The organism is Bacillus sp. FSL R12-0074 (assembly GCF_038005725.1).
GTDB classification, from domain to species: domain Bacteria; phylum Bacillota; class Bacilli; order Bacillales; family Bacillaceae_G; genus Bacillus_A; species Bacillus_A mycoides.
Window position 1 is genome coordinate 219,133 of the sequence record NZ_JBBOTR010000001.1, and the last position, 20,708, is coordinate 239,840.

General features: G+C 36.7%; 24 protein-coding genes. 20 read left to right on the forward strand and 4 right to left on the reverse strand.

The window, feature by feature from the left end; translation table 11 throughout:
* Together NSS97_RS01240 and NSS97_RS01245 are read left to right on the forward strand one after the other, a co-directional pair.
* Window positions 1-981 (forward strand): ABC transporter ATP-binding protein, encoded by a 981-nt coding sequence (locus tag NSS97_RS01240; protein ID WP_002091396.1) that lies wholly within the window; start codon window positions 1-3, stop codon window positions 979-981.
* Window positions 978-1,943, forward strand: coding sequence for an ABC transporter ATP-binding protein (locus tag NSS97_RS01245; RefSeq protein ID WP_078176780.1), 966 nt, complete (start codon window positions 978-980; stop codon window positions 1,941-1,943). The genes NSS97_RS01240 and NSS97_RS01245 overlap by 4 nt, the downstream gene beginning before the upstream one ends.
* A gap of 119 nt (window positions 1,944-2,062) precedes the next feature.
* Here the strand turns inward: NSS97_RS01245 and NSS97_RS01250 are convergent, their stop codons facing one another.
* Window positions 2,063-2,935, reverse strand: a complete 873-nt coding sequence (locus NSS97_RS01250) for a Cof-type HAD-IIB family hydrolase (RefSeq protein ID WP_002091393.1) — start codon at window positions 2,933-2,935, stop codon at window positions 2,063-2,065.
* Between the two features lie 464 nt (window positions 2,936-3,399).
* Between NSS97_RS01250 and NSS97_RS01255 the strand changes: the two genes are divergently transcribed.
* From NSS97_RS01255 to NSS97_RS01310, 12 genes are all read left to right on the forward strand, one after another.
* The gene (locus tag NSS97_RS01255) at window positions 3,400-3,519 is read left to right on the forward strand and encodes a DUF3948 family protein (protein WP_002009865.1); all 120 of its coding nucleotides are present in this window, start codon (window positions 3,400-3,402) and stop codon (window positions 3,517-3,519) included.
* Between the two features lie 34 nt (window positions 3,520-3,553).
* Window positions 3,554-3,673: a DUF3948 family protein gene (locus NSS97_RS01260; RefSeq protein ID WP_000700010.1), complete on the forward strand. Its 120-nt coding sequence runs from the start codon at window positions 3,554-3,556 to the stop codon at window positions 3,671-3,673.
* Between the two features lie 35 nt (window positions 3,674-3,708).
* Window positions 3,709-3,825, forward strand: a complete 117-nt coding sequence (locus tag NSS97_RS01265; protein ID WP_000654250.1) for a DUF3948 family protein — start codon at window positions 3,709-3,711, stop codon at window positions 3,823-3,825.
* 35 nt (window positions 3,826-3,860) lie between these two features.
* Complete coding sequence (locus NSS97_RS01270) at window positions 3,861-3,977, forward strand: DUF3948 family protein (RefSeq protein ID WP_002029425.1); 117 nt, start codon at window positions 3,861-3,863, stop codon at window positions 3,975-3,977.
* Window positions 3,978-4,019: 42 nt separating this feature from the next.
* Window positions 4,020-4,130: a DUF3948 family protein gene (locus tag NSS97_RS01275; RefSeq protein ID WP_001083697.1), complete on the forward strand. Its 111-nt coding sequence runs from the start codon at window positions 4,020-4,022 to the stop codon at window positions 4,128-4,130.
* A 310-nt stretch (window positions 4,131-4,440) separates the two neighbouring features.
* Window positions 4,441-5,559 carry a 4-hydroxyphenylpyruvate dioxygenase gene (hppD, locus tag NSS97_RS01280; protein WP_000810917.1) on the forward strand — a complete coding sequence of 373 codons (1,119 nt, stop codon included), beginning with the start codon at window positions 4,441-4,443 and terminating at the stop codon, window positions 5,557-5,559.
* 66 nt (window positions 5,560-5,625) lie between these two features.
* Window positions 5,626-6,582, forward strand: coding sequence for a fumarylacetoacetate hydrolase family protein (locus tag NSS97_RS01285; protein ID WP_044440762.1), 957 nt, complete (start codon window positions 5,626-5,628; stop codon window positions 6,580-6,582).
* Window positions 6,548-7,720: a homogentisate 1,2-dioxygenase gene (locus NSS97_RS01290; protein WP_044440764.1), complete on the forward strand. Its 1,173-nt coding sequence runs from the start codon at window positions 6,548-6,550 to the stop codon at window positions 7,718-7,720. Before NSS97_RS01285 ends, NSS97_RS01290 begins: the two co-directional genes overlap by 35 nt.
* 233 nt (window positions 7,721-7,953) lie before the next feature.
* The gene (locus NSS97_RS01295; RefSeq protein ID WP_341111271.1) at window positions 7,954-9,228 is read left to right on the forward strand and encodes an MDR family MFS transporter; all 1,275 of its coding nucleotides are present in this window, start codon (window positions 7,954-7,956) and stop codon (window positions 9,226-9,228) included.
* Window positions 9,229-9,528: 300 nt separating this feature from the next.
* Window positions 9,529-10,617, forward strand: a complete 1,089-nt coding sequence (locus NSS97_RS01300; protein WP_061689864.1) for a D-alanine--D-alanine ligase — start codon at window positions 9,529-9,531, stop codon at window positions 10,615-10,617.
* 60 nt (window positions 10,618-10,677) lie between these two features.
* Window positions 10,678-12,054, forward strand: a complete 1,377-nt coding sequence (gene murF / locus NSS97_RS01305) for a UDP-N-acetylmuramoyl-tripeptide--D-alanyl-D-alanine ligase (RefSeq protein WP_044440768.1) — start codon at window positions 10,678-10,680, stop codon at window positions 12,052-12,054.
* A gap of 306 nt (window positions 12,055-12,360) precedes the next feature.
* Window positions 12,361-13,983, forward strand: a complete 1,623-nt coding sequence (locus NSS97_RS01310) for a DEAD/DEAH box helicase (protein WP_044440770.1) — start codon at window positions 12,361-12,363, stop codon at window positions 13,981-13,983.
* A gap of 62 nt (window positions 13,984-14,045) precedes the next feature.
* Here the strand turns inward: NSS97_RS01310 and NSS97_RS01315 are convergent, their stop codons facing one another.
* Together NSS97_RS01315 and NSS97_RS01320 are read right to left on the reverse strand one after the other, a co-directional pair.
* The gene (locus NSS97_RS01315) at window positions 14,046-14,927 is read right to left on the reverse strand and encodes an IS3 family transposase (protein WP_341111275.1); all 882 of its coding nucleotides are present in this window, start codon (window positions 14,925-14,927) and stop codon (window positions 14,046-14,048) included.
* A gap of 8 nt (window positions 14,928-14,935) precedes the next feature.
* A complete protein-coding gene (locus NSS97_RS01320; protein ID WP_002135468.1) occupies window positions 14,936-15,232 on the reverse strand; it encodes a transposase in 297 nt (98 codons plus the stop codon).
* Window positions 15,233-15,379: 147 nt separating this feature from the next.
* Here NSS97_RS01320 and uvsE point away from each other — a divergent pair, with 147 nt between their 5' ends.
* Window positions 15,380-16,342, forward strand: coding sequence for a UV DNA damage repair endonuclease UvsE (uvsE, locus tag NSS97_RS01325; RefSeq protein ID WP_002029436.1), 963 nt, complete (start codon window positions 15,380-15,382; stop codon window positions 16,340-16,342).
* Here the strand turns inward: uvsE and NSS97_RS01330 are convergent.
* Window positions 16,335-16,907, reverse strand: a complete 573-nt coding sequence (locus tag NSS97_RS01330; protein ID WP_002167128.1) for a rhomboid family intramembrane serine protease — start codon at window positions 16,905-16,907, stop codon at window positions 16,335-16,337. The two genes, uvsE and NSS97_RS01330, sit on opposite strands and share 8 nt — an antisense overlap.
* Before the next feature lie 91 nt (window positions 16,908-16,998).
* Between NSS97_RS01330 and acpS the strand changes: the two genes are divergently transcribed.
* The 5 genes from acpS to ndoA all read left to right on the forward strand — a co-directional run bounded on the left by acpS (window position 16,999) and on the right by ndoA (window position 20,706).
* A complete protein-coding gene (gene acpS / locus NSS97_RS01335; protein WP_002009969.1) occupies window positions 16,999-17,358 on the forward strand; it encodes a holo-ACP synthase in 360 nt (119 codons plus the stop codon).
* 156 nt (window positions 17,359-17,514) lie between these two features.
* Complete coding sequence (locus NSS97_RS01340; RefSeq protein WP_002124820.1) at window positions 17,515-18,465, forward strand: LolA family protein; 951 nt, start codon at window positions 17,515-17,517, stop codon at window positions 18,463-18,465.
* Between the two features lie 117 nt (window positions 18,466-18,582).
* Window positions 18,583-19,752, forward strand: a complete 1,170-nt coding sequence (gene alr, locus NSS97_RS01345) for an alanine racemase (RefSeq protein WP_044440774.1) — start codon at window positions 18,583-18,585, stop codon at window positions 19,750-19,752.
* Window positions 19,753-20,063: 311 nt separating this feature from the next.
* Window positions 20,064-20,351: an antitoxin EndoAI gene (locus NSS97_RS01350; RefSeq protein ID WP_000004570.1), complete on the forward strand. Its 288-nt coding sequence runs from the start codon at window positions 20,064-20,066 to the stop codon at window positions 20,349-20,351.
* A gap of 4 nt (window positions 20,352-20,355) precedes the next feature.
* A complete protein-coding gene (gene ndoA / locus NSS97_RS01355; protein ID WP_000635965.1) occupies window positions 20,356-20,706 on the forward strand; it encodes a type II toxin-antitoxin system endoribonuclease NdoA in 351 nt (116 codons plus the stop codon).
* Window positions 20,707-20,708: the final 2 nt, after the last annotated feature.

Here is a 20,708-nt window from a genome sequence, read left to right on the forward strand (position 1 = left end):
ATGAGTAGAGCAGTAGTAGAGCTAAAGGATTTACAAACACACTTTCAGACGGAAGAAGGTACAGTAAAGGCTGTCAATCATGTTAGCTTTTCAGTTCGAGAAGGTGAAACAGTTTGTGTAGTAGGCGAATCAGGTTGCGGGAAAAGTGTAACGGCTTTATCTATTATGGGACTTATTGCTGAATCTGGCGGCATCGTTGGTGGTGATATTCTTTATGAAGGAAAAAGTCTTTTAGGAATGAAAGAGAAAGAACTTCGTAGTTTAAGAGGAAATGATATCGCGATGATTTTCCAGGAACCGATGACATCACTTAATCCGGTCTTTACTGTTGGAGAGCAAATTGTTGAGACGTTAAGAGAGCATGAACTACTTAGCAAAAACGAAGCATACAAAAAAGCAATTGAATTAATTCGTAAAGTTGGTATTGCTCGTGCTGATGAAATTGTCCATTCTTATCCGCACGAATTAAGCGGTGGTATGTTACAACGTATTATGATTGCTATTGCACTTAGTTGTAATCCAAAGTTATTAATTGCAGATGAACCGACAACAGCTCTAGACGTTACGATTCAAGCGCAAATATTAGACTTACTAAGACAAGTAAAAGAGGAATTTAAAACGTCCATTTTATTAATTACACATGATCTAGGTGTTGTAGCGGAAATGGCTGATTACGTTGTTGTTATGTATGGTGGAAAAGTTATTGAAGAGGCACCGGTACTAGAAATATTTCAAAATCCGAAACATCCATATACGCAAGGGTTGCTAAAATCAAAACCAGTAATGGGGAAACGAACAGATAAACTTTATTCTATTCCAGGGCAAGTTCCAAATTTAGTTGGCTTAGATGAGTTTTGCTACTTTAGTGGTCGCTGTGAACATTGCATGGAAATATGCAAAAATGAAGCGCCAAATCTTAATGTGCATGACGAGGATCATAAAGTAGCTTGTTGGTTATATGAGGAGCGTGCTGGGCAATGAGTGAACCATTATTAGAAGTGAAGAACTTAAAAACGTATTTTCCGATTAAGGGCGGCGTATTTAGTAGAACGATTGGACATGTGAAAGCGGTAGATGGGGTAAGCTTTACAATTGATAAAGGAGAAGTGTTTGGCCTTGTAGGAGAGTCTGGAAGTGGGAAAACGACGATAGGAAAAACAATTCTCCGTCTCGTTCAAAAAACAGAAGGTGAAGTGAAATTTAAAGGTCAAGATGTTCATGCTTTATCAAAAGAAGAGCTGAGAAAGCATCGTCCTAATATGCAGCTCGTCTTTCAAGATCCATTTAGCTCATTAAATCCAAGAATGAGAATTGGAGAAGCGCTTGGTGAGCCAATGTTGGCTCACGGACTAGCGACGAAAGAAAATGTCCGTGCAAAGGTGATAGAAGTATTGGAGTTATGTGGTTTAGCGCCGTATCATATTGACCGGTACCCTCATGAGTTTTCCGGCGGGCAACGTCAACGTATCGTTATTGCAAGGGCAATGGTATTAGATCCAGAATTTATTGTGGCTGATGAGCCTGTTGCGGCATTAGATGTATCTATTCAAGCGCAAATCATTAATTTATTTAGTGAATTACAGGAGAAAAAGGGATTGTCCTATTTATTCATTTCACATGATTTAAGTGTTGTGGAGCACTTATGTACGAAAATTGGAATTATGTATTTAGGAACTATTGTGGAAACAGCACCACGTGATGAGTTATTTGCGAATCCACTTCATCCATATACAAAAGCATTATTATCAGCAGTGCCAATACCTGATCCAACGGTTAAGCGAGAACGGATTATTTTAGAAGGGGATATTCCAAGTCCGGCAAATCCGCCGTCAGGTTGCCGTTTTCATACGCGCTGCCCCTTTGCTACAGATATTTGTAAAACGAATGTACCAGAATTCCGTAATGTGGGTGAAGATCATTTTGTTGCTTGTCACCATGTGTAAAAAAAGGACTCTTTCAAAAAGTGAAAGAGTCCTTTTTTTACCCCGCATTAACTGCCCGTAAAAGCCCGATTGGTTCAACTAATAATCAGAGGAACCCCGCCTCTGATTAAAGTTGAACTTTATTTACTAGATGAAGTTTGTTTCAATACAAATTGCTCGATTGCATGAGCAACACCGTTTTCATTATTTGTTAATGTAACAACGTCACATAATTTTTTTACGTCTTCTTCAGCATTTCCCATTGCAACTGATAAGCCGGCTACTTGTAGCATTGGCACATCATTAAAGTTGTCACCGATTGCAACAGTATCTTCAATTGGTATATTGAAATAAGCTGCCATTTCTTGCAAACCATTGCCTTTATGGCCATGCTTATCCATAATTTCTACATTAGTAGGAGCTGATGCCGTAACTGAAATGTCCGTATCTTCTTGTAAAGTTTGTAATAGCTGTGAACGATGAGCAGCATTAAATGTTAAAATGAAGAATTTAGATATTTCTAATTCTGGATTATTTACGACATCTTCTATTTTTTGGAAATCAGTAATTAAGTTAGATTTCTTTTGTTTTTCTGTAATTCTTTCAAGCTCCTCAAGTGTAACATCTAGTGTATGCTTGTTTTCTTCGAATGCCTGCATAACTTGATCTTGCCATGTATAAGGAGAGTAAACCCCTTTATTTGTGTACAACTTATATGGAAAACCTTCAGATTCTAGTAATTTTGCAAGCTTGTATACTTTATCATTTTGTAAACAACGCGAGTTAATTACTTTTCCGTCCACATAAACAATTGCCCCATTGCTTGCTCCAACTGGAAGAGATAGTTTATATTCTTCCAATAATTTCAAAGCATCCTCTTTCGCGCGGCCAGAACAAATCATTACAATATGACCAGCCTCTTTTGCGGTTTGGATAGCTTGTAAGTTCTCTTTGGAGATTTCAAGATTAGATGATAGTAGCGTACCATCCATATCTAGTGCGATTAATTTCAAAATGACCACCTCTTTGTTTCCATTATACATAGTTATATAGAGGAAACATATAAACTTATCTTGGAAAGATAGTATTTTATCCCGCATTAATTTCTAGTAAAAGTGCGATTGGTGAGGGGAATAATTAGTAGGGAATGGAACTCTCGTTGATTAAAGTTTCACTTTGGTTTTTAACAAAATAGAGATGAATAATATTATATTTCGCTTTATGACCTTAATGTTACACTAGTGTTACAAATGTGATTGTAGTAGAAAACGCATTAAAACAAGGTTTTTGAGTGTTTATTTAAAAAAACGTAAAAAAAGTGTAATAAAATTTACGTAATTATATTGCAACGTAATAATAGTTATGTTACATTAGTGTTACAAACGTTACGTAATTAATTTCAATGTAACGTTAACATGAAAACTATGAACTAATCATTTCTTAGTAATTACATATAGATAACTTATAAAAAAGGAGAATGAATGATATGAACAACGAGCAAGTATTAAACGTAACAAAAGGTGACTTCTTAGGATCAGCAAGCGGAGCAGTAGTATTAACAGCATTAATCGTATTTCTATCAAGCGTATTAGTATAATAGAAGTTTTGTAACAAAAATAAGAGAAGGGAGAATGAAAATTATGAACAACGAGCAAGTATTACAAGTAACAAAAGGTGACTTCGTAGGATCAGCAAGTGGAGCGGTAGTATTAACAGCATTAATCGTATTTCTATCAAGCGTATTAGTATAATAGAAGTTTTGTAACAAAAGATAAATGAAGGGAGAATGAAAGATATGAAAGAGCAAGTATTACAAGTAACAAAAGGTGACTTCGTAGGATCAGCAAGTGGAGCGGTAGTATTAACAGCATTAATCGTATTTCTATCAAGCGTATTAGTATAATAGAAATTTTGTAACAAAAGATAAATGAAGGGAGAATGAAAGATATGAAAGAGCAAGTATTACAAGTAACAAAAGGTGATTTCTTAGGATCAGCAAGCGGAGCAGTAGTATTAACAGCATTAATCGTATTTCTATCAAGCGTATTAGTATAATAAAAGTTTTAAATTGTACAAAATGAAAGGAGAATGAGGAATATGAACAGTGAACAAGTGTTACAAGTAACAAAAACAGATTTATTAGGATCATTAGGCGGAGCGGTAATATTAACATCATTTATTCTATTCCTTGCAAATATATTAGTATGAAAAATATAAATACAATCATTCAAAAAAAATAAAGACTCTAACGTATTAGTAAGTAGTTAATATGTTGGAGTCTTTTTTGTTTTCCTCTCATATATACCTTCAAGTATTAATATTTTCCCCTTACTTTAAAGAGAAAAAAGTCGAATTTTATATGTAAGAAAAAAAGAGGAATTTGACAGAAAAGATAGAAAATTTTAAAGGTCGGAAATTGTTAGCTTGCTAACTAATTTCTATTAATTGATGTTGGAAGCGTTTTCGGTTGGTTTTAAGTATGGACCATTTAATCTATTTACAGGGGGATGAAGATATTATGAAACAAAAATCTATGGATACGCTAGCTGCACAAATGGAGGACTTTTTTCCGGTACGTGATGTAGATCATTTGGAATTTTACGTAGGGAATGCAAAGCAATCAAGTTATTATCTTGCGAGAGCGTTTGGATTCAAAATTGTAGCTTATTCTGGATTAGAAACAGGAAACCGTGAAAAGGTATCTTATGTTCTTGTGCAAAAAAATATGCGTTTTGTTGTGTCTGGAGCTTTAAGTAGCGATAGCCGTATTGCAGAGTTTGTAAAGACTCATGGTGATGGAGTGAAAGATGTGGCTTTACTTGTTGATGACGTTGATAAAGCCTACTCTGAAGCTGTAAAACGTGGCGCTGTTGCGATTGCTCCACCTGAGGAGTTAACAGATGAGGACGGTACATTGAAAAAAGCGGTTATTGGTACGTATGGTGATACAATTCACACGCTTGTAGAGCGTAAAAATTATAAAGGAACATTTATGCCAGGATTCCAAAAGGTTGAGTTTAATATTCCATTTGAAGAGTCTGGTTTAATTGCTGTAGACCATGTAGTTGGTAACGTTGAGAAAATGGAAGAGTGGGTTAGTTATTACGAGAATGTTATGGGATTTAAACAAATGATTCACTTTGATGATGACGATATTAGCACAGAGTATTCGGCATTAATGTCAAAAGTTATGACGAATGGAAGCCGTATTAAGTTTCCAATTAATGAACCAGCAGACGGAAAAAGAAAGTCACAAATTCAAGAATATCTAGAGTTCTATAACGGAGCAGGTGTACAGCATCTCGCTTTATTAACAAGTGACATTGTAAAAACAATTGAAGTGCTTCGTGCGAATGGCGTGGAGTTTTTAGATACGCCAGATACGTATTACGATGAGTTAACTGCACGAGTGGGGAAAATTGATGAAGAAATTGATAGATTAAAAGAATTGAAGATTCTAGTAGACCGTGACGAAGAAGGTTATTTATTACAAATCTTTACGAAACCAATTGTAGATCGTCCAACTCTATTTATTGAAATCATCCAACGTAAAGGTTCTCGTGGATTTGGCGAAGGGAACTTTAAAGCGTTATTCGAATCAATTGAAAGAGAACAAGAGCGTCGCGGAAATTTATAAAATTTGTATCCACCAGCAAGAGTTCCTTTGTTGGTGGAAATTTCATTTTCATAGGGAGGAATCACGATGAAATTTGTTACATTTCGTCTCCCATCGAAAGAAATGCGAGCTGGATGGCTTGAAGGTGACAAAGTAATCGATATGAATCTTGCGAGTGATGGACAATTACCTTCTTCTATGTTCGCCTTTTTAGAGAAAGCAGATGAGTATGTAGAAGTATTGCGTAATATTAAGAATCCTGAAAAGGGTATATATTCCTTAGAGGAAGTTCAATTAGCAGCGGCAATTCCTAATCCGAGTAGCATTCGAGATTTTTATGCATTTGAACAGCATGTAAAAACAGCTCGCGGACGAAGAGGGCTAGATGTTGTACCTGAATGGTATGATATCCCGGTTTTTTATTTTACTAACCACCGTGCTGTTATTGGGCCAGATGATTTTGTTATTGGTCCGAAGAAGTCTAAAAAGCTTGATTATGAGTTAGAGATTGCTTGCGTAATTGGGAAAGAAGGACGAAACATTTCTCGTGAACAAGCAGAGGAATATATTTTTGGTTACTGCATTATGAACGACTGGAGTGCAAGGGACTTACAAGCAACAGAAATGAAAGTGGGACTCGGTCCAGCGAAAGGAAAAGATTTTGCAACTTCATTAGGAGCGTATCTCGTTACGAAAGAGGAATTAGACGTTTATCGTAACGGTGATCGTTATGATTTAGAGATGACTGCTCATGTAAATGGGCAACTGTTATCAAAAGGGAATTTCCAAGATATTTATTATGCATTCTCTGAAATGATTGAAAGAGCTTCGGAAGATGTTACGTTATATCCAGGGGATGTTATCGGGTCTGGCACAGTAGGAACGGGCTGTATTTTGGAGCTTGGTACGGAAGAGTGGTTGCAAGATGGAGATGTTGTAGAGCTGTCGATTACTGGTTTAGGTACGTTACGTAATACGATCAAAAAAGAAATGGAAGCAGGTGATGGGCATGTTTTATCGTCACATGGGGGAGCTACCTCATAAACGACATGTACAATTTCGTAAAAAAGATGGATCGCTTTATCGTGAGCAGGTAATGGGGACAAAAGGTTTCTCTGGTACCCAGTCTATTTTGTATCATCATTATATGCCAACAGAAGTAGGGCATGCGGCATTATCGCATTCTTGTCAGTTACAGTATGAAGAGGATGTTACTCTTGCTCATCGCCACTTCCGTACGAAAGAAAATAAAAAAACTGGTGATGCAGTAAGCGGAAGAAACTTTATGCTTGGGAATGAGGATTTATTAATTGGAGTAGTGAGTCCAACAGAAAAAATGGATTATTTTTACCGTAATGGTGATGGCGATGAAATGTTATTTGTTCATTATGGAACAGGAAAAATTGAAACGATGTTTGGAACGATTCACTATAGAAAAGGTGATTATGTAACAATTCCAATTGGAACGATTTATCGTGTTATTCCAGATGAGGGAGAGACTAAGTTTCTTGTTGTAGAGGCAAATAGCCAAATTACAACACCAAGTCGCTATCGCAATGAATATGGGCAATTGTTAGAACATAGTCCGTTTTGTGAAAGAGATATGCGTGGACCGGAGAAATTGGAGACATATGATGAAAAAGGTGAGTTTGTCGTAATGACAAAGTCGAGAGGTTATATGCACAAGCATGTGTTAGGGCACCATCCGTTAGATGTTGTTGGATGGGATGGGTATTTATATCCGTGGGTCTTTAATGTGGAGGATTTTGAACCAATTACAGGTCGTATTCATCAGCCGCCACCAGTACATCAAACATTCGAAGGGCATAATTTCGTCATTTGCTCTTTCGTACCGCGGTTATACGATTATCATCCAGAATCTATTCCGGCACCATATTATCATAGTAATGTGAATAGTGATGAAGTACTGTACTATGTAGAAGGTAACTTTATGAGCCGAAAAGGTGTAGAAGAAGGTTCTATTACGCTTCATCCAAGCGGGATCCCGCATGGGCCACATCCAGGGAAAACAGAAGCGAGTATAGGGAAGAAAGAGACACTTGAACTGGCTGTTATGATAGATACATTCCGTCCGCTTCGTATTGTAAAACAAGCACATGAGACGGAAGATGAAAAATATATGTATAGCTGGATTGAAGAGGATTCATATACTGTGAAATAAGTAAAAAGAGGCATGCTCACTACGGGAGCATGCCTCTTTTATGGAATCGACATGTATAATAATACCAAAAAAAGTTATAGAAAGATATATAGAAAGAGTGATAAAGATCGTGCATATTCAGAAGAATTTCTACTTATTTCGACAGGGATTGTTATGGCTAGATTTTGTGTTTGAAAATTTACATTTTTCTAATTATATATAATATAATTGTTGGGGAACTAAGGGGGGAATTTATGAAAAATACATGGCGTGAGTTAAGAGAGATGGATCGTAACGTATGGATTCGATTTATCGGTGAGACATTGAACGGAATTGCGATGATGATGTTAATGCCTTTTTTTGCACTATATTTAAAAGATAAGGTAGATTCTTTATTACAAGTTGGAATCATTATGGCGCTTTCTCCAATAGCTGCAAGTTTTGGTTCGCTTATAGGCGGAAGAATAGCTGATATATATGGAAGAAAGCCAATTATGATATTTTCAATGGCGAGTAATGCATTACTAATGCTCGGTTTTTTATTTATAGAAGGGTTTATTCCATATGCCATTTTATCTATTTTTTTAGGGTTAAGTAATTCGCTATTTCACCCAGCGGCATCAGCGATGGTTGCAGATGTGACGGCGCCAGAAAAAAGAACAGAAGCATATGGTTTATTGCGAATGGGACACAATATTGGTGCTGCAATTGGACCGATAATGGGAGCATCAGTAGTTGTTTTATCAAAGAACCTCGTGTTTATTATTGCTTCATCCGCTATGTTGTTTTATGCGCTACTAGTGTTAGTACTTATTAAAGAAACAATGCCAAAAATTACGGATATGACGGAAAAAAATAAAGAGAAGGAATCCGGAGCAGTTTGGAAAATTTTAATGAGAGATAAGGCGTTAATGATTTATTTGTTAGCGGGGATCATTATTTCTATGGGGTTCTCTCAAACAGAAGGCATGTTACCGCTTCACTTTGATAACGAAATGAAGGATATTTTTGGAGTCAACAATCCATACCCATATTTAATGGCATTAAATGGTCTATTAGTTGTTTTATTTCAATTTCAAATTTCAAAATGGGCGACAGATAAACCTGTTGGAAAGACGATGTTATACGGTGCGTGTTTGTTCGGAATTGGTTTGTTTTTTATAGGATGGTTACCGAAGTGGTTTGGAGAATTTGATACAAATGCTACAATTATTTTAATGACGTTAATGTTTGTTTATGCCATATATACGTTAGGCGAGATGATTATGTCGCCTGTACAGATGACGTTTGTAGCGAATTTGGCCCCTGAGCATTTGAGAGGAACCTATATGGGGGCGGCGAGTTTGCAGTGGATTACAGGAAGTGCATTCGGTCCACTTCTTGGTGGTTTTCTATTGGATCGTTTGCTTGGTCACTACTTATTTACAATTTTAAGTATAGGGTGTGTAGTTGCAGGCTTTGTATATGTTTCTTTAGATCGTCTTGTTGAGCAGAGGCAAAAAGATACGCCTACAAAACAGTCTTCTTAATAAAATGAAACTTTAATCAATGTTTTTTCACCCTCCACAAATGGTAGGGTAATATAGATGCCATACACACAAAGTGGATTTCTACATATTTTAGGTACATAACTAGATTAGATAGCAATTTTGCTCTAAAGTTTAATTTTGTTTAGGTGTGTAGAAATTAAAGAGAAAAAGTGTAGAAAACCAATAAGTGGTGTCTTTTAATTATTTGTGGAAGTTACATTTTATTTCAAATAGGAACTACCTATTTTTATAAAAAGTGCTAAAATAGAAAAATGAAAACAATTGGTTAGGGTGATTTCAGTGACAAAAATTAAATTAGGTTTATTATACGGTGGAAAATCAGCTGAGCATCAAGTTTCGTTACAAACGGCTCTTGCTGCTATTAAAGCATTAAATCAAGATAAATTCGAGATTCATCCAATTTATATTACAGAACAAGGCCAATGGATGCGTGGAGAGCGTATTGAAGGCGAAGTAACAAATGTTGAGGCATTACAAATGAGTGGGGAAGAGAATACAATTTCTCCTGTATCATTAAGTACAGAAATTATCCCAACGGCAACTTCTAAACAAGAAGATGCAATTGATGTTATTTTCCCATTATTACATGGACCGAATGGTGAAGATGGAACAGTACAAGGGTTATTAGAATTACTAAACATTCCATATGTAGGTAACGGTGTATTAGCATCATCTGCTGGTATGGATAAAGTTGTTATGAAAAATATCTTTGCAGAAGCTGGATTGAAACAAGCGAAATATGCATCTTTCATTCGTAGCGCATGGGAAAAAGATCGTGAAACAGCGTATGAAAAAGTAGAAGAAGTATTAGGATATCCTTGCTTCGTAAAACCAGCAAACCTTGGTTCAAGTGTTGGTATTAATAAGTGTAACAATCGTGAAGAGCTTGAGAATGCATTCGAAGAGGCATTCCAATTTGACCGTAAAATTATTGTAGAAGAAAATATTGTAGGTCGTGAAGTAGAAGTTGGTGTATTAGGTAATGATGAGCCGAAATGTTCAGTTGTAGGTGAAATTGTACCGAAAAAAGATTTTTATGATTACAAATCGAAATACATCGATGGTGATACAGCGTTAATTATTCCAGCTGAAATGACAGAAGAAGAGTCTAATGTAATTAAGCGAGATGCAATTATCGCATTCCAATCATTAGATGGTTCGGGCTTAACACGAGCTGATTTCTTCTTAACAAAAGATGGAGAAGTATATATTAACGAAGTAAACACAATGCCAGGATTCACGCCGTTTAGTATGTTCCCTCTATTATGGCAACATACAGGGTTACCGTATCCGGAATTAATTGAAGAGCTAATTCGCTTAGCGATTGAGCGTCACGAAGAAAAACAAAAAATTAAATATACAATCTAACAAAAAAGGAGGAAGCACTATTCGAAGGAATAGTGCTTCCTCTATGTAAGGAGTGTTTTCATGATAAATCGAACGTTAAAACAAGTAGAGCAGATGATAAATGGTACTGGATTAGCAGAGCAGTATGAGGGAATTACTATACAAGGAGTGTCTATTGATACGAGGAAAATTGAAAATGGAAATTTATATGTTCCAATTCAAGGTGAACGTTTCGATGGACATGCTTTTGTAGACAAAGCTGTTGAAAATGGGGCGATTGCTACATTATGGATGAAAGATGTAGAAAACCCACCTGAAAATCTTCCGGTTATTTTTGTAGAAGATACACTAGCAGCATTGCAAATGTTAGCGAAAAACTATCGTGATCAATTGGATGTAAAAGTTGTTGGTGTAACGGGTAGTAATGGTAAAACATCTACGAAAGATATTGTAACAAGTATTCTTGCGACTAAATTTAAAGTTCAAAAAACAGAAGGTAATTTCAACAACCACATCGGTTTACCTCTTACTATTTTAAATTTAGAGGAAAATACAGATGTAGCTGTATTAGAAATGGGCATGTCAAGCCGAGGAGAAATTGAATTTCTATCTAAGTTAGCTCGTCCTAATGCAGCTATTATTACGAACATTGGTGAGGCGCACTTAATGGATTTAGGCTCTCGTGAGGCGATTGCTGAAGCGAAGTTAGAAATTGTTACAGGTTTACAAAAGGGTGGCGTGTTCGTATATAATGGAGATGAGCCACTATTAACGAATCGTGTTCCAGAAATGAATTTAGCAGCTGAAACAGTTACATTTGGTGATGCGAGAGCAAATGATTACTATCCAACTACTGTAACATTGCAGGCTACTGGGACACACTTTAAGATGAACAGGGATGAAACTTTGTCATTCTATTTGCCAGTACTAGGAAAGCATAATGTATATAATACGCTTGCTTCAATGGCAATTGCAAAACATTTTGGTGTAACGTGGGAAGAAATGAAACAAGGTTTAGTAACACTTCAAATGACAGGTATGCGTATGGAAATTGTAAAAACAGATAGTGGTTTAACAATTATCAATGATGCTTATAATGCTAGTCCAACAGCTATGGAAGCTGCGTTCCACCTAATGAATGGTTTAGATGGATTTGCTAAAAAAATTGTTGTGCTTGGTGATATGTTAGAACTTGGAAATCAAGAAGTGCAATTTCATTATGAAGTAGGTAAATTAATTGATCCAGCAAAAATTTCATATGTATTCACATATGGTAAATTAGGGGCTCAAATTGCTGAAGGTGCAAAAATTAATTTCCCTAAAGACCGTGTAAAAGCGTATGATAGTAAAGAAGAGTTAATAAAAGAGTTGCAAGCAGTAGTCGGTACGAAAGATGTTGTATTAGTAAAAGCATCTCGCGGCATGAAATTAGAAGAAGTAATTACGATGTTGAAATAATTGGTGTATATAAATAGGGATGATAGCCACGAAAATAGTGGAAACTTATAATAAGCGCTTACAGTAAACGATAAAAAAATAAAAGTAAAGAAAAAAGCTCTGAATATGAAATAAGGTAACAGTTGGGGTTTGCTTTTTACACCTACAAAACTTATAATTGATAAAGTGTAATAACGTTTAGAAGTATTTTCGTGAAGAATATACGCCCGGTTATATACGTAAGTATTCAGGAAAATGGCTTTTCCGCAAGTTCGGAAAACGCCTTTTTTTAAATGATAAGTATAGGATAGAAAAGGAGAAGTAACATTGACAACATTTCGAGAACTAGGATTAAGTGAGTCTTTACTACAATCTGTTGAAAGTATGGGCTTTGAAGAGGCTACGCCGATTCAAGCTGAAACAATTCCACATGCATTGCAAGGTAAGGATATTATTGGGCAAGCGCAAACAGGTACAGGGAAAACAGCAGCATTCGGATTACCACTATTAGATAAAGTGGATACAAATAAAGAAGCAGTTCAAGGTATTGTTATCGCGCCAACGCGTGAATTAGCAATTCAAGTTGGAGAAGAGCTATACAAAATTGGTAAACATAAACGTGTTCGTATTCTACCAATTTATGGTGGTCAAGATATTAACCGCCAAATTCGTGCTCTAAAAAAACACCCACACATTATTGTAGGTACGCCGGGTCGTATTTTAGATCATATCAACCGTAAAACACTTCGCTTACAAAACGTAGAGACTGTTGTTCTTGACGAAGCGGATGAAATGTTAAACATGGGCTTCATTGAAGATATTGAAGCGATTTTAACAGATGTGCCAGAAACACATCAAACATTATTATTCTCAGCGACAATGCCAGATCCAATCCGTCGTATTGCTGAGCGTTTCATGACTGAGCCTCAACACATTAAAGTAAAAGCAAAAGAAGTAACAATGCCAAACATTCAGCAGTTCTATTTAGAAGTGCAAGAAAAGAAAAAGTTTGACGTGTTAACACGCTTACTAGATATTCAATCTCCAGAGCTTGCAATCATATTCGGTCGTACAAAGCGTCGTGTTGATGAATTATCAGAAGCATTAAACTTACGTGGTTATGCAGCAGAAGGTATTCACGGTGACTTAACACAAGCGAAGCGTATGTCTGTATTACGTAAATTTAAAGAAGGTACTATTGAAGTTCTTGTTGCAACAGACGTTGCTGCACGTGGTCTTGATATTTCAGGCGTAACACACGTATACAACTTCGATATCCCACAAGATCCAGAATCATACGTTCACCGTATCGGTCGTACTGGCCGTGCTGGTAAAAAAGGTATTGCAATGTTATTTGTAACACCACGTGAATCAGGACAATTAAAAAATATCGAGCGTACAACAAAACGTAAGGTTGATCGTATGGACGCACCGACACTTGACGAGGCGTTAGAAGGTCAACAACGTTTAATCGCTGAAAAACTTCAAAGCACAATTGAAAATGATAACTTATCATACTACAAGCGTATTGCAGAAGAAATGTTAGAAGAGAATGATTCTGTAACAGTAGTAGCTGCTGCTTTAAAAATGATGACAAAAGAGCCGGATACAACTCCGATCGCTTTAACATCAGAACCACCAGTTGTTTCAAGAGGTGGCGGTGGCGGTTCTAAAAAACGCGGTGGTAACGGAAGTGGATACCGTGATGGTAACCGTGATCGTAATCGTAGTCGTGATGGACGCGGCGGTGGCGATGGTCGTAACCGTGATCGCAATCGTGATGGACGTGGAAGCGGAAGTGGCGATGGTCGTAACCGTGATCGTAATCGTGATGGCGGTAGCCGTGATGCTGGTAGCCGTGATGCTAACCGTGGTCGTAAAGGTGAAGGTCGCCCTGGATCTTCAACTGGACGCGGCGAAAGAAAACATCATAGCCGTCCACAAGCTTAATAAAAAAGAGAATGCCCTTTTGCAGTGACCCCTGTCAAGTAGACAGTATTTAAAAAGCGCAACTAAGCAACCTGAGTTCTATATTTATATGGACTCAGGTTATTTAATTTCTTTTGAAATCTTTGATGATTATAAAAGTGCATATATTTACGCACGGCAAGTTTGACCTCATTCGCTTTATGGAAGGAGTGTAAATGAAAACACTCTGCCTTAAAGTGACTGAAGAAGTTTTCCATACAAGCATTATCCCAACAGTTGCCTCTTCGAGACATACTTGCCTTCATCTGATATTTTTTAAGTAATTGATTATATTGACGAGATGTATACTGGGACCCTTGATCACTATGTAAGAGAATTCCCTTCACATTTCGTTTTTTCTTTGCCTTTTTCAGTGTATCTAACACAAGTTTCAAGTCGTTTCTACGACTGGTTTCATAGGCAACAATTTCATTATTGTATAAATCCTTAATAGCGGATAAGTACAAGCGCTGTCCATTGAAAATCAAATAGGTAATATCGGTTACCCATTTCTCATTCGGTTTTGAAGCTTGAAACTCCCTATTTAGATGGTTCTCTGAAATCACATAAGCTTCTTTTTTTCCGTAATAAGGTCGTTTTTTCCTAATTACGGCTTTGATACCTAGTTCACTCATCAATCTTTGGATGCGCTTATGATTCAAATAAAGGTTATATGTGGCTTTCAGCCACACTTGTATTCTTCTATATCCATAAATTCCTCTTAATTTTTTATGACACGCCAATATCTTTTTCTTAATTTCGATATCCTCTGATTGTTTTTTTGAAGGCGTCGTATGCCGTTTTATCCATTTGTAGTACCCACTTCTGGTTACACCAGCAATATCGCATAGAATAGTCACTGTATAACCTGTTTTTGTCATTTCATGGATGACTTCGAATTTTTTCGTTTTGGATACGACTTTCATTCCTCCTTTTACATCCCTAAGAGCTTTTTTAACATTTCATTTTCCGCTTCTAATCGTCTGATCTTAGCTTCTGGATCTTCGGGTCTAACCCTTGGTCTACCTAAACCTGGTCCTTTCGCTTTACCGCGTTTTTCTTCTAGTCCTTTGATTCCTTCAGCTTCAAAGTGTTTCACCCAACGACTTACAACCGAGTGATGAATACCTAATTCTTTCGCAATGGTTTTATAACTCATGCCTTCTTTTAAGTATAAATCTATAGCTTGTTTCTTAAATTCTACATCGTAAGTAACTCTAATTTTTCCCATAAAAAAATCCCCTCCATAGTAAACAGGTTAATGTGCTTTCTTTTTCCTGTCTACTATAAGGGGATCATATCATTTGCGGGCATTCTCTTTTTTTATTTCTGTAATTGTGCATACTACATAGTAACTCGTATAGAAATGAGGTGCTATATGCTTGTAAGACTTGGGTATGTTGCGATGAGTGTACATTTGAAGAATGCTTCTCCATCTCAAACGATGACGTATGCACAGTTTCAGCGGATTGATGATCGAGAGGCTGCGATTCGTAAACTTGAAAGAATCGCTAATTCGAATTTGGAAAATTGCTTACGGTTATTAAAACATAATAAAGGGCATGATATATCTTTCTTTCGACTTAGTTCCAAACTTATTCCTTTAGCGAATCATGAGGAGTTGTTAGATTGGAACTATATTCGTCCGTTAAAAGAAAATCTGAAAGAATTAGGTGAATATGCAATTCGTATGAATATGCGAATTGACTTCCATCCAGATCACTTTGTTGTACTAAATTCACCTGAGGAGAGTATTTTCAAACAATCTGTAAAGACATTGCAGATGCACAAAAAATTGTTAAAGGGTATGGGAATTGAACATAAGCAACGATGTGTATTACATGTGGGAGGAGGTTATAAAGATAAGGAGCTTGCATTAGAACGCTTTATAGAAAATTGGTCAACTGTTCCAAGAGGTATTCAAGAGATGATTATATTAGAAAATGATGACACGACCTTTTCTTTAGAAGAAACATTGTATTTAGGTGAGAAATTAGACATTCCAGTCGTGTTTGATTTGCACCATCATATGATGAATAATGACCAGGAAGATTGGCATGAAGATTGGGCGCGTGTTGTACATACGTGGGAATCGTCTTTGTTACCGGTTAAAATGCACATCTCCAGTCCTAGAGATGGAAAAAACCCGAGAGCACATGCAGATTTTATTGATGTAGATACTTTCTTATCTTTTTTGAAAAAGATAAAGGGGAGTGTTCCGCGAATTGATTGTATGATTGAGGCGAAGAAAAAGGACGAGTCTTTATTTCAACTAATGAGAGAGTTAAGTAAACAAACAGATGTGGAAATTATCGATGGTGCGAGCTTCTATATTAAATAAGCTCTGCGCCATCGTTTTTTTTTGTTAAAAAAGGGGTGCACATGCCGCCAATGATCAGTCCTGTTAAATGGCTTATAGGATTGGCAGAGGGATTAAAGAAAGTAAATAGTAGTAATATAAGTATCATTATTGAAAAAATAGCGATGTCTCTTGGTTTTGAAGAACGATATCGACTATACAATAAAAATAATTGGGCGCCTAGTAATCCGAAAATACCACCAGATGCTCCGGCGTGAATATATTCAAGAGGCATAATAATATAAGAAGAAATATTCCCGAGAATGCCAGAAAGGAAAAAAATAATGATGAAAGAAAAGTGTCCTAGTTGTTTTTCGATAGAAGAACCAAATACGAATAAACAAATACTATTAGAAAGGAAATGTTGTAAGTCTACGTGTACAAGTAAGGAAGTTATGACACGCCACCATTCTCCTTTAGCGATATATTCATTGTAGGCTGCCAGGTGAAAGAGGGAAAAGTCGCTCAATATAATCATGACTAATTGTATAAGAAGTAAAGAAATGATAATCGGTTGTAAGGAAATGCGAGTGGATGGTATTAGCATGTTGTTAGTATCACTCCTTTTGCATCAGAAAGATTCCTGTTATTCTTACAATATGAATGAAGAAAGCTAAATAGAAGAAGGGGATTTTGAAATGATTGTAGGGATTGGAATCGATATTATTGAGTTAAATCGAATTGAAAAAATGCTAGATGGAAAGCTTAAATTTATGGAACGTATTTTAACTGAAAGAGAACGTGGTGTTGCCGAGGGGCTGAAAGGAAGTCGTCTTACAGAATTTGTAGCTGGAAGATTTGCAGCAAAAGAGGCGTATTCTAAAGCGGTAGGGACCGGTATCGGGAAAGAAGTGAGTTTTTTAGATATTGAAGTAAGGAATGATGATAGAGGTAAGCCGATTATCATTACAAATACAGAGCATATTGTTCATTTATCAATTAGTCATAGTAAAGAATTTGCCGTTGCTCAAGTTGTTTTGGAAAGCTCGTCACGCTAGTCTGCATATTTTATATCTTTGTCTCATATATTTGAGGTAGCGATAAGGAAGGCATATCTTCCATTCATTTATAGGGGCAAAGGGGCTGAAGTGATGAAAAGGCGTCTGTTTTTAGTTCTTGTCGGTTTATTGACCGTTTTTGTGTTGGCGGGTTGTATGGAAAAGAAACAGGAAGATGTTGTGAGAGATTTAGAAACGAAAGTTAAAAGTATGAAGAGTTATCAAGCTGAAGCGAAATTATCTATTAAAACAGGAAATGAACCTCAAGAGTACAATGTAGAAATTTGGCATAAAGAACCTTCGTATTATCGTGTGAATTTGCAGAATGCGAAAAAGGATCAGAGTCAAATTATTTTAAGGAATGATGAAGGTGTATTTGTATTAACACCGGCACTTAATAAGAGTTTCCGTTTTCAAAGTGATTGGCCGCAAAATAGTAGCCAGGCTTATTTATATGAATCACTTGTAAGAGATATTTTGCAAGATAAGAAAAATCTCTCTTTCGAGAAAACAGATAAGTATTATGTGTTTAAAACAAAAACAAATTATCAACATCAAAATATGTTGCCGAAACAAGAAATTAAGCTGAATAAAAGTGATTTAACACCAGTTTCTGTGAAACTGATGGATAATGATCAAAATGTCCTTGTAAAAGTAGATTTCACTAAAGTAAAGTTTGATGCAAAGTTTGATAAAGGTGCATTTGATACGAAACAAAATATGTCTAGAGCACAAGTGGATGTTCAGACGGCAGCGAAAGAAGACAAACCGTTTGCTATTTTGTATCCACGTGATACACCGCAAGGTATGACTTTGAAAGAGGAAGAAGAGTTGAAGACAGACAGTGGCAAGCGTGCAATACTCACATACACTGGAAGTAAGAAATCCTTTACTTTAATACAAGAAAAGTCAAAAGTTGCAGAGGCCTCATCGGCGGTAAGTGTAAGTGGAGAGCCGGTTGATCTTGGTTTCACGATTGGTGCATTGACGAAAGACTCTGTAACGTGGTCACATAACGGAGTAGAATATATGCTCGTGTCTAAAGGTTTAGAGACGAATGAGTTGTTGATGGTTGCTCGTTCGGTTACAGCGAAGCAGGTGAAGTAAACTTCTTAGACGTGGTGATATATGTGCACCACGTCTTTTCTTAGTTTGAAGGTAGATTTCATAAAAGAAGCATATAAAAGAATAAGCTTCGCATATCGTGTATAAGGAAGTGTATTTATGGAAGAAGCGCCGTTTTACCGTGACACGTGGGTGGAAGTGGATTTAGATGCGATCTATAACAATGTTACACATATTAAAGAGTCCATTCCAAGTGATGTAGAGATTTTTGCTGTAGTTAAAGCGAATGCATATGGGCACGATTATGTACCGGTGGCTAAAACTGCATTAGAAGCAGGAGCAACAAGATTAGCAGTTGCTTTTTTAGATGAAGCTTTAGTGCTTCGGAGGGCTGGTATTACTGCACCGATTTTAGTATTAGGTCCTTCCCCGCCCCGTGATGTAAATGTAGCTGCTGAAAATGATGTAGCATTAACTGTTTTTCAAAAAGAATGGGTGGAAGAAGCGATAAAGCTCTGGGATGGTTCATCAATAATGAAATTCCATATTAATTTTGATAGTGGTATGGGGAGAATCGGAATACGTGAACGAAAAGAATTAAAAGGGTTCTTAAAGAGTTTAGAAGGTGCGCCATTTTTAGAGTTAGAAGGAGTATATACGCATTTTGCAACAGCGGATGAGGTTGAGACTTCTTATTTTGATAAGCAATATAATACATTTTTGCAGCAGTTACGTTGGTTGAAAGAATTTGGAGTGAATCTTAAATTTGTCCATACAGCCAATAGCGCCGCAACGTTAAGGTTTCAAGGGATTACATTTAATGCGGTGCGAATTGGTATTGCGATGTATGGATTATCCCCATCTGTAGAAATACGTCCTTTTTTACCATTTAAATTGGAACCGGCGTTGTCACTTCACACGAAAGTTGCTCATATTAAGCAAGTGATTAAAGGAGATGGGATTAGTTATAATGTCACATACCGAACGAGAACTGAAGAATGGATTGCGACAGTTGCAATTGGATATGCAGATGGCTGGCTTAGAAGATTGCAAGGGTTTAAGGTACTTGTAAACGGTGAAAGAGTACCGATTGTAGGGCGAGTGACAATGGATCAATTCATGATACATCTTCCTTGTGAAGTGCCACTTGGTACGAAAGTTACACTCATTGGGAGACAAGGTGATGAGTATATTAGTGCTACCGAGGTTGCTGAATATTCCGGGACTATTAATTATGAAATTATTGCAACGATAAGCTTCCGTGTACCGAGAATATTTATACGACATGGTAAAGTTGTAGAAGTAATCAATTATTTGAACGATATATAGAAGAAGGTATTATTACTCAGCATCTCGTCATTTGGAGGAGTTTCACTAATAAAGAATAGGCTCTTTTTCGCTGGGGAGCTTCTTTTTATACTTGTTATTAATATAAGTTGCAATGAAATATTACTGAAGGATTGCTTTATTTCTTGTTTGAAAGAGATAAAAAGTAAAAGAAGATGAATGTTTTATTTATGAATTGGAAAACATAAGCAAGGAATAAGGAAGTCTTTGCAACAGGCTCCATACAATGGTATTATTACAATAGGTGTCATATATATATTTGGGTGTGTAGTTGACGGTGGAGGTGTATTTTTGTGTCCGAATCAAGTGTAACTACTGAAATCGTGGTTCGGTTGCCAAAGCAAATGGTAACGGAATTGGACGGAATTGGAAAACAAGAGAATAAGAATCGCCATGAACTAATTTGCCAGGCAACACAACTGTTATTGCGTCAACATAAGACGAAGAAACGCTACCAACATGAATCAATGCGACGTGGGTACATTGAAATGGGAAAAATTAATCTTGGTATTGCATCTGAAGCTTTCTTAGCAGAGTATGAAGCAGCTCATACAGTAGAACGCTTAGTTAGCGGGGGGTAATATTTTGATTGTAAAACGCGGCGACGTGTATTTTGCAGACCTTTCCCCAGTTGTTGGTTCTGAGCAAGGAGGCGTTCGTCCGGTTCTTGTCATTCAAAATGACATCGGAAATCGTTTTAGTCCGACTGTGATTGTAGCGGCTATTACTGCACAGATTCAAAAAGCGAAATTACCCACTCATGTGGAAATTGATGCGAAAAAGTACGGTTTTGAGAGGGATTCTGTTATTTTACTTGAGCAGATTCGAACAATCGATAAGCAACGCTTAACGGACAAAATCACTCATTTGGATGAAGTGATGATGAGTCGTGTAGATGAAGCGTTACAAATTAGTTTAGGACTAATAGATTTTTAAAT

What these genes read in the sequence shown, in the direction of transcription:
- NSS97_RS01340 (WP_002124820.1), top strand. Translation starts at nt 17,515, where the DNA reads ATGGAAAAGAAACAGGAAGATGTTGTGAGAGATTTAGAAACGAAAGTT.
- NSS97_RS01275 (WP_001083697.1), top strand. Translation starts at nt 4,020, where the DNA reads ATGAACAGTGAACAAGTGTTACAAGTAACAAAAACAGATTTATTAGGA.
- acpS (WP_002009969.1), top strand. Translation starts at nt 16,999, where the DNA reads ATGATTGTAGGGATTGGAATCGATATTATTGAGTTAAATCGAATTGAA.
- alr (WP_044440774.1), top strand. Translation starts at nt 18,583, where the DNA reads ATGGAAGAAGCGCCGTTTTACCGTGACACGTGGGTGGAAGTGGATTTA.
- NSS97_RS01330 (WP_002167128.1), bottom strand. Translation starts at nt 16,907, where the DNA reads ATGCTAATACCATCCACTCGCATTTCCTTACAACCGATTATCATTTCT.
- uvsE (WP_002029436.1), top strand. Translation starts at nt 15,380, where the DNA reads ATGCTTGTAAGACTTGGGTATGTTGCGATGAGTGTACATTTGAAGAAT.
- NSS97_RS01260 (WP_000700010.1), top strand. Translation starts at nt 3,554, where the DNA reads ATGAAAATTATGAACAACGAGCAAGTATTACAAGTAACAAAAGGTGAC.
- NSS97_RS01270 (WP_002029425.1), top strand. Translation starts at nt 3,861, where the DNA reads ATGAAAGATATGAAAGAGCAAGTATTACAAGTAACAAAAGGTGATTTC.
- NSS97_RS01265 (WP_000654250.1), top strand. Translation starts at nt 3,709, where the DNA reads ATGAAAGATATGAAAGAGCAAGTATTACAAGTAACAAAAGGTGACTTC.
- NSS97_RS01255 (WP_002009865.1), top strand. Translation starts at nt 3,400, where the DNA reads ATGAATGATATGAACAACGAGCAAGTATTAAACGTAACAAAAGGTGAC.
- NSS97_RS01245 (WP_078176780.1), top strand. Translation starts at nt 978, where the DNA reads ATGAGTGAACCATTATTAGAAGTGAAGAACTTAAAAACGTATTTTCCG.
- NSS97_RS01320 (WP_002135468.1), bottom strand. Translation starts at nt 15,232, where the DNA reads ATGGGAAAAATTAGAGTTACTTACGATGTAGAATTTAAGAAACAAGCT.
- NSS97_RS01290 (WP_044440764.1), top strand. Translation starts at nt 6,548, where the DNA reads ATGTTTTATCGTCACATGGGGGAGCTACCTCATAAACGACATGTACAA.
- NSS97_RS01295 (WP_341111271.1), top strand. Translation starts at nt 7,954, where the DNA reads ATGAAAAATACATGGCGTGAGTTAAGAGAGATGGATCGTAACGTATGG.
- NSS97_RS01315 (WP_341111275.1), bottom strand. Translation starts at nt 14,927, where the DNA reads ATGAAAGTCGTATCCAAAACGAAAAAATTCGAAGTCATCCATGAAATG.
- murF (WP_044440768.1), top strand. Translation starts at nt 10,678, where the DNA reads ATGATAAATCGAACGTTAAAACAAGTAGAGCAGATGATAAATGGTACT.
- hppD (WP_000810917.1), top strand. Translation starts at nt 4,441, where the DNA reads ATGAAACAAAAATCTATGGATACGCTAGCTGCACAAATGGAGGACTTT.
- NSS97_RS01285 (WP_044440762.1), top strand. Translation starts at nt 5,626, where the DNA reads ATGAAATTTGTTACATTTCGTCTCCCATCGAAAGAAATGCGAGCTGGA.
- NSS97_RS01240 (WP_002091396.1), top strand. Translation starts at nt 1, where the DNA reads ATGAGTAGAGCAGTAGTAGAGCTAAAGGATTTACAAACACACTTTCAG.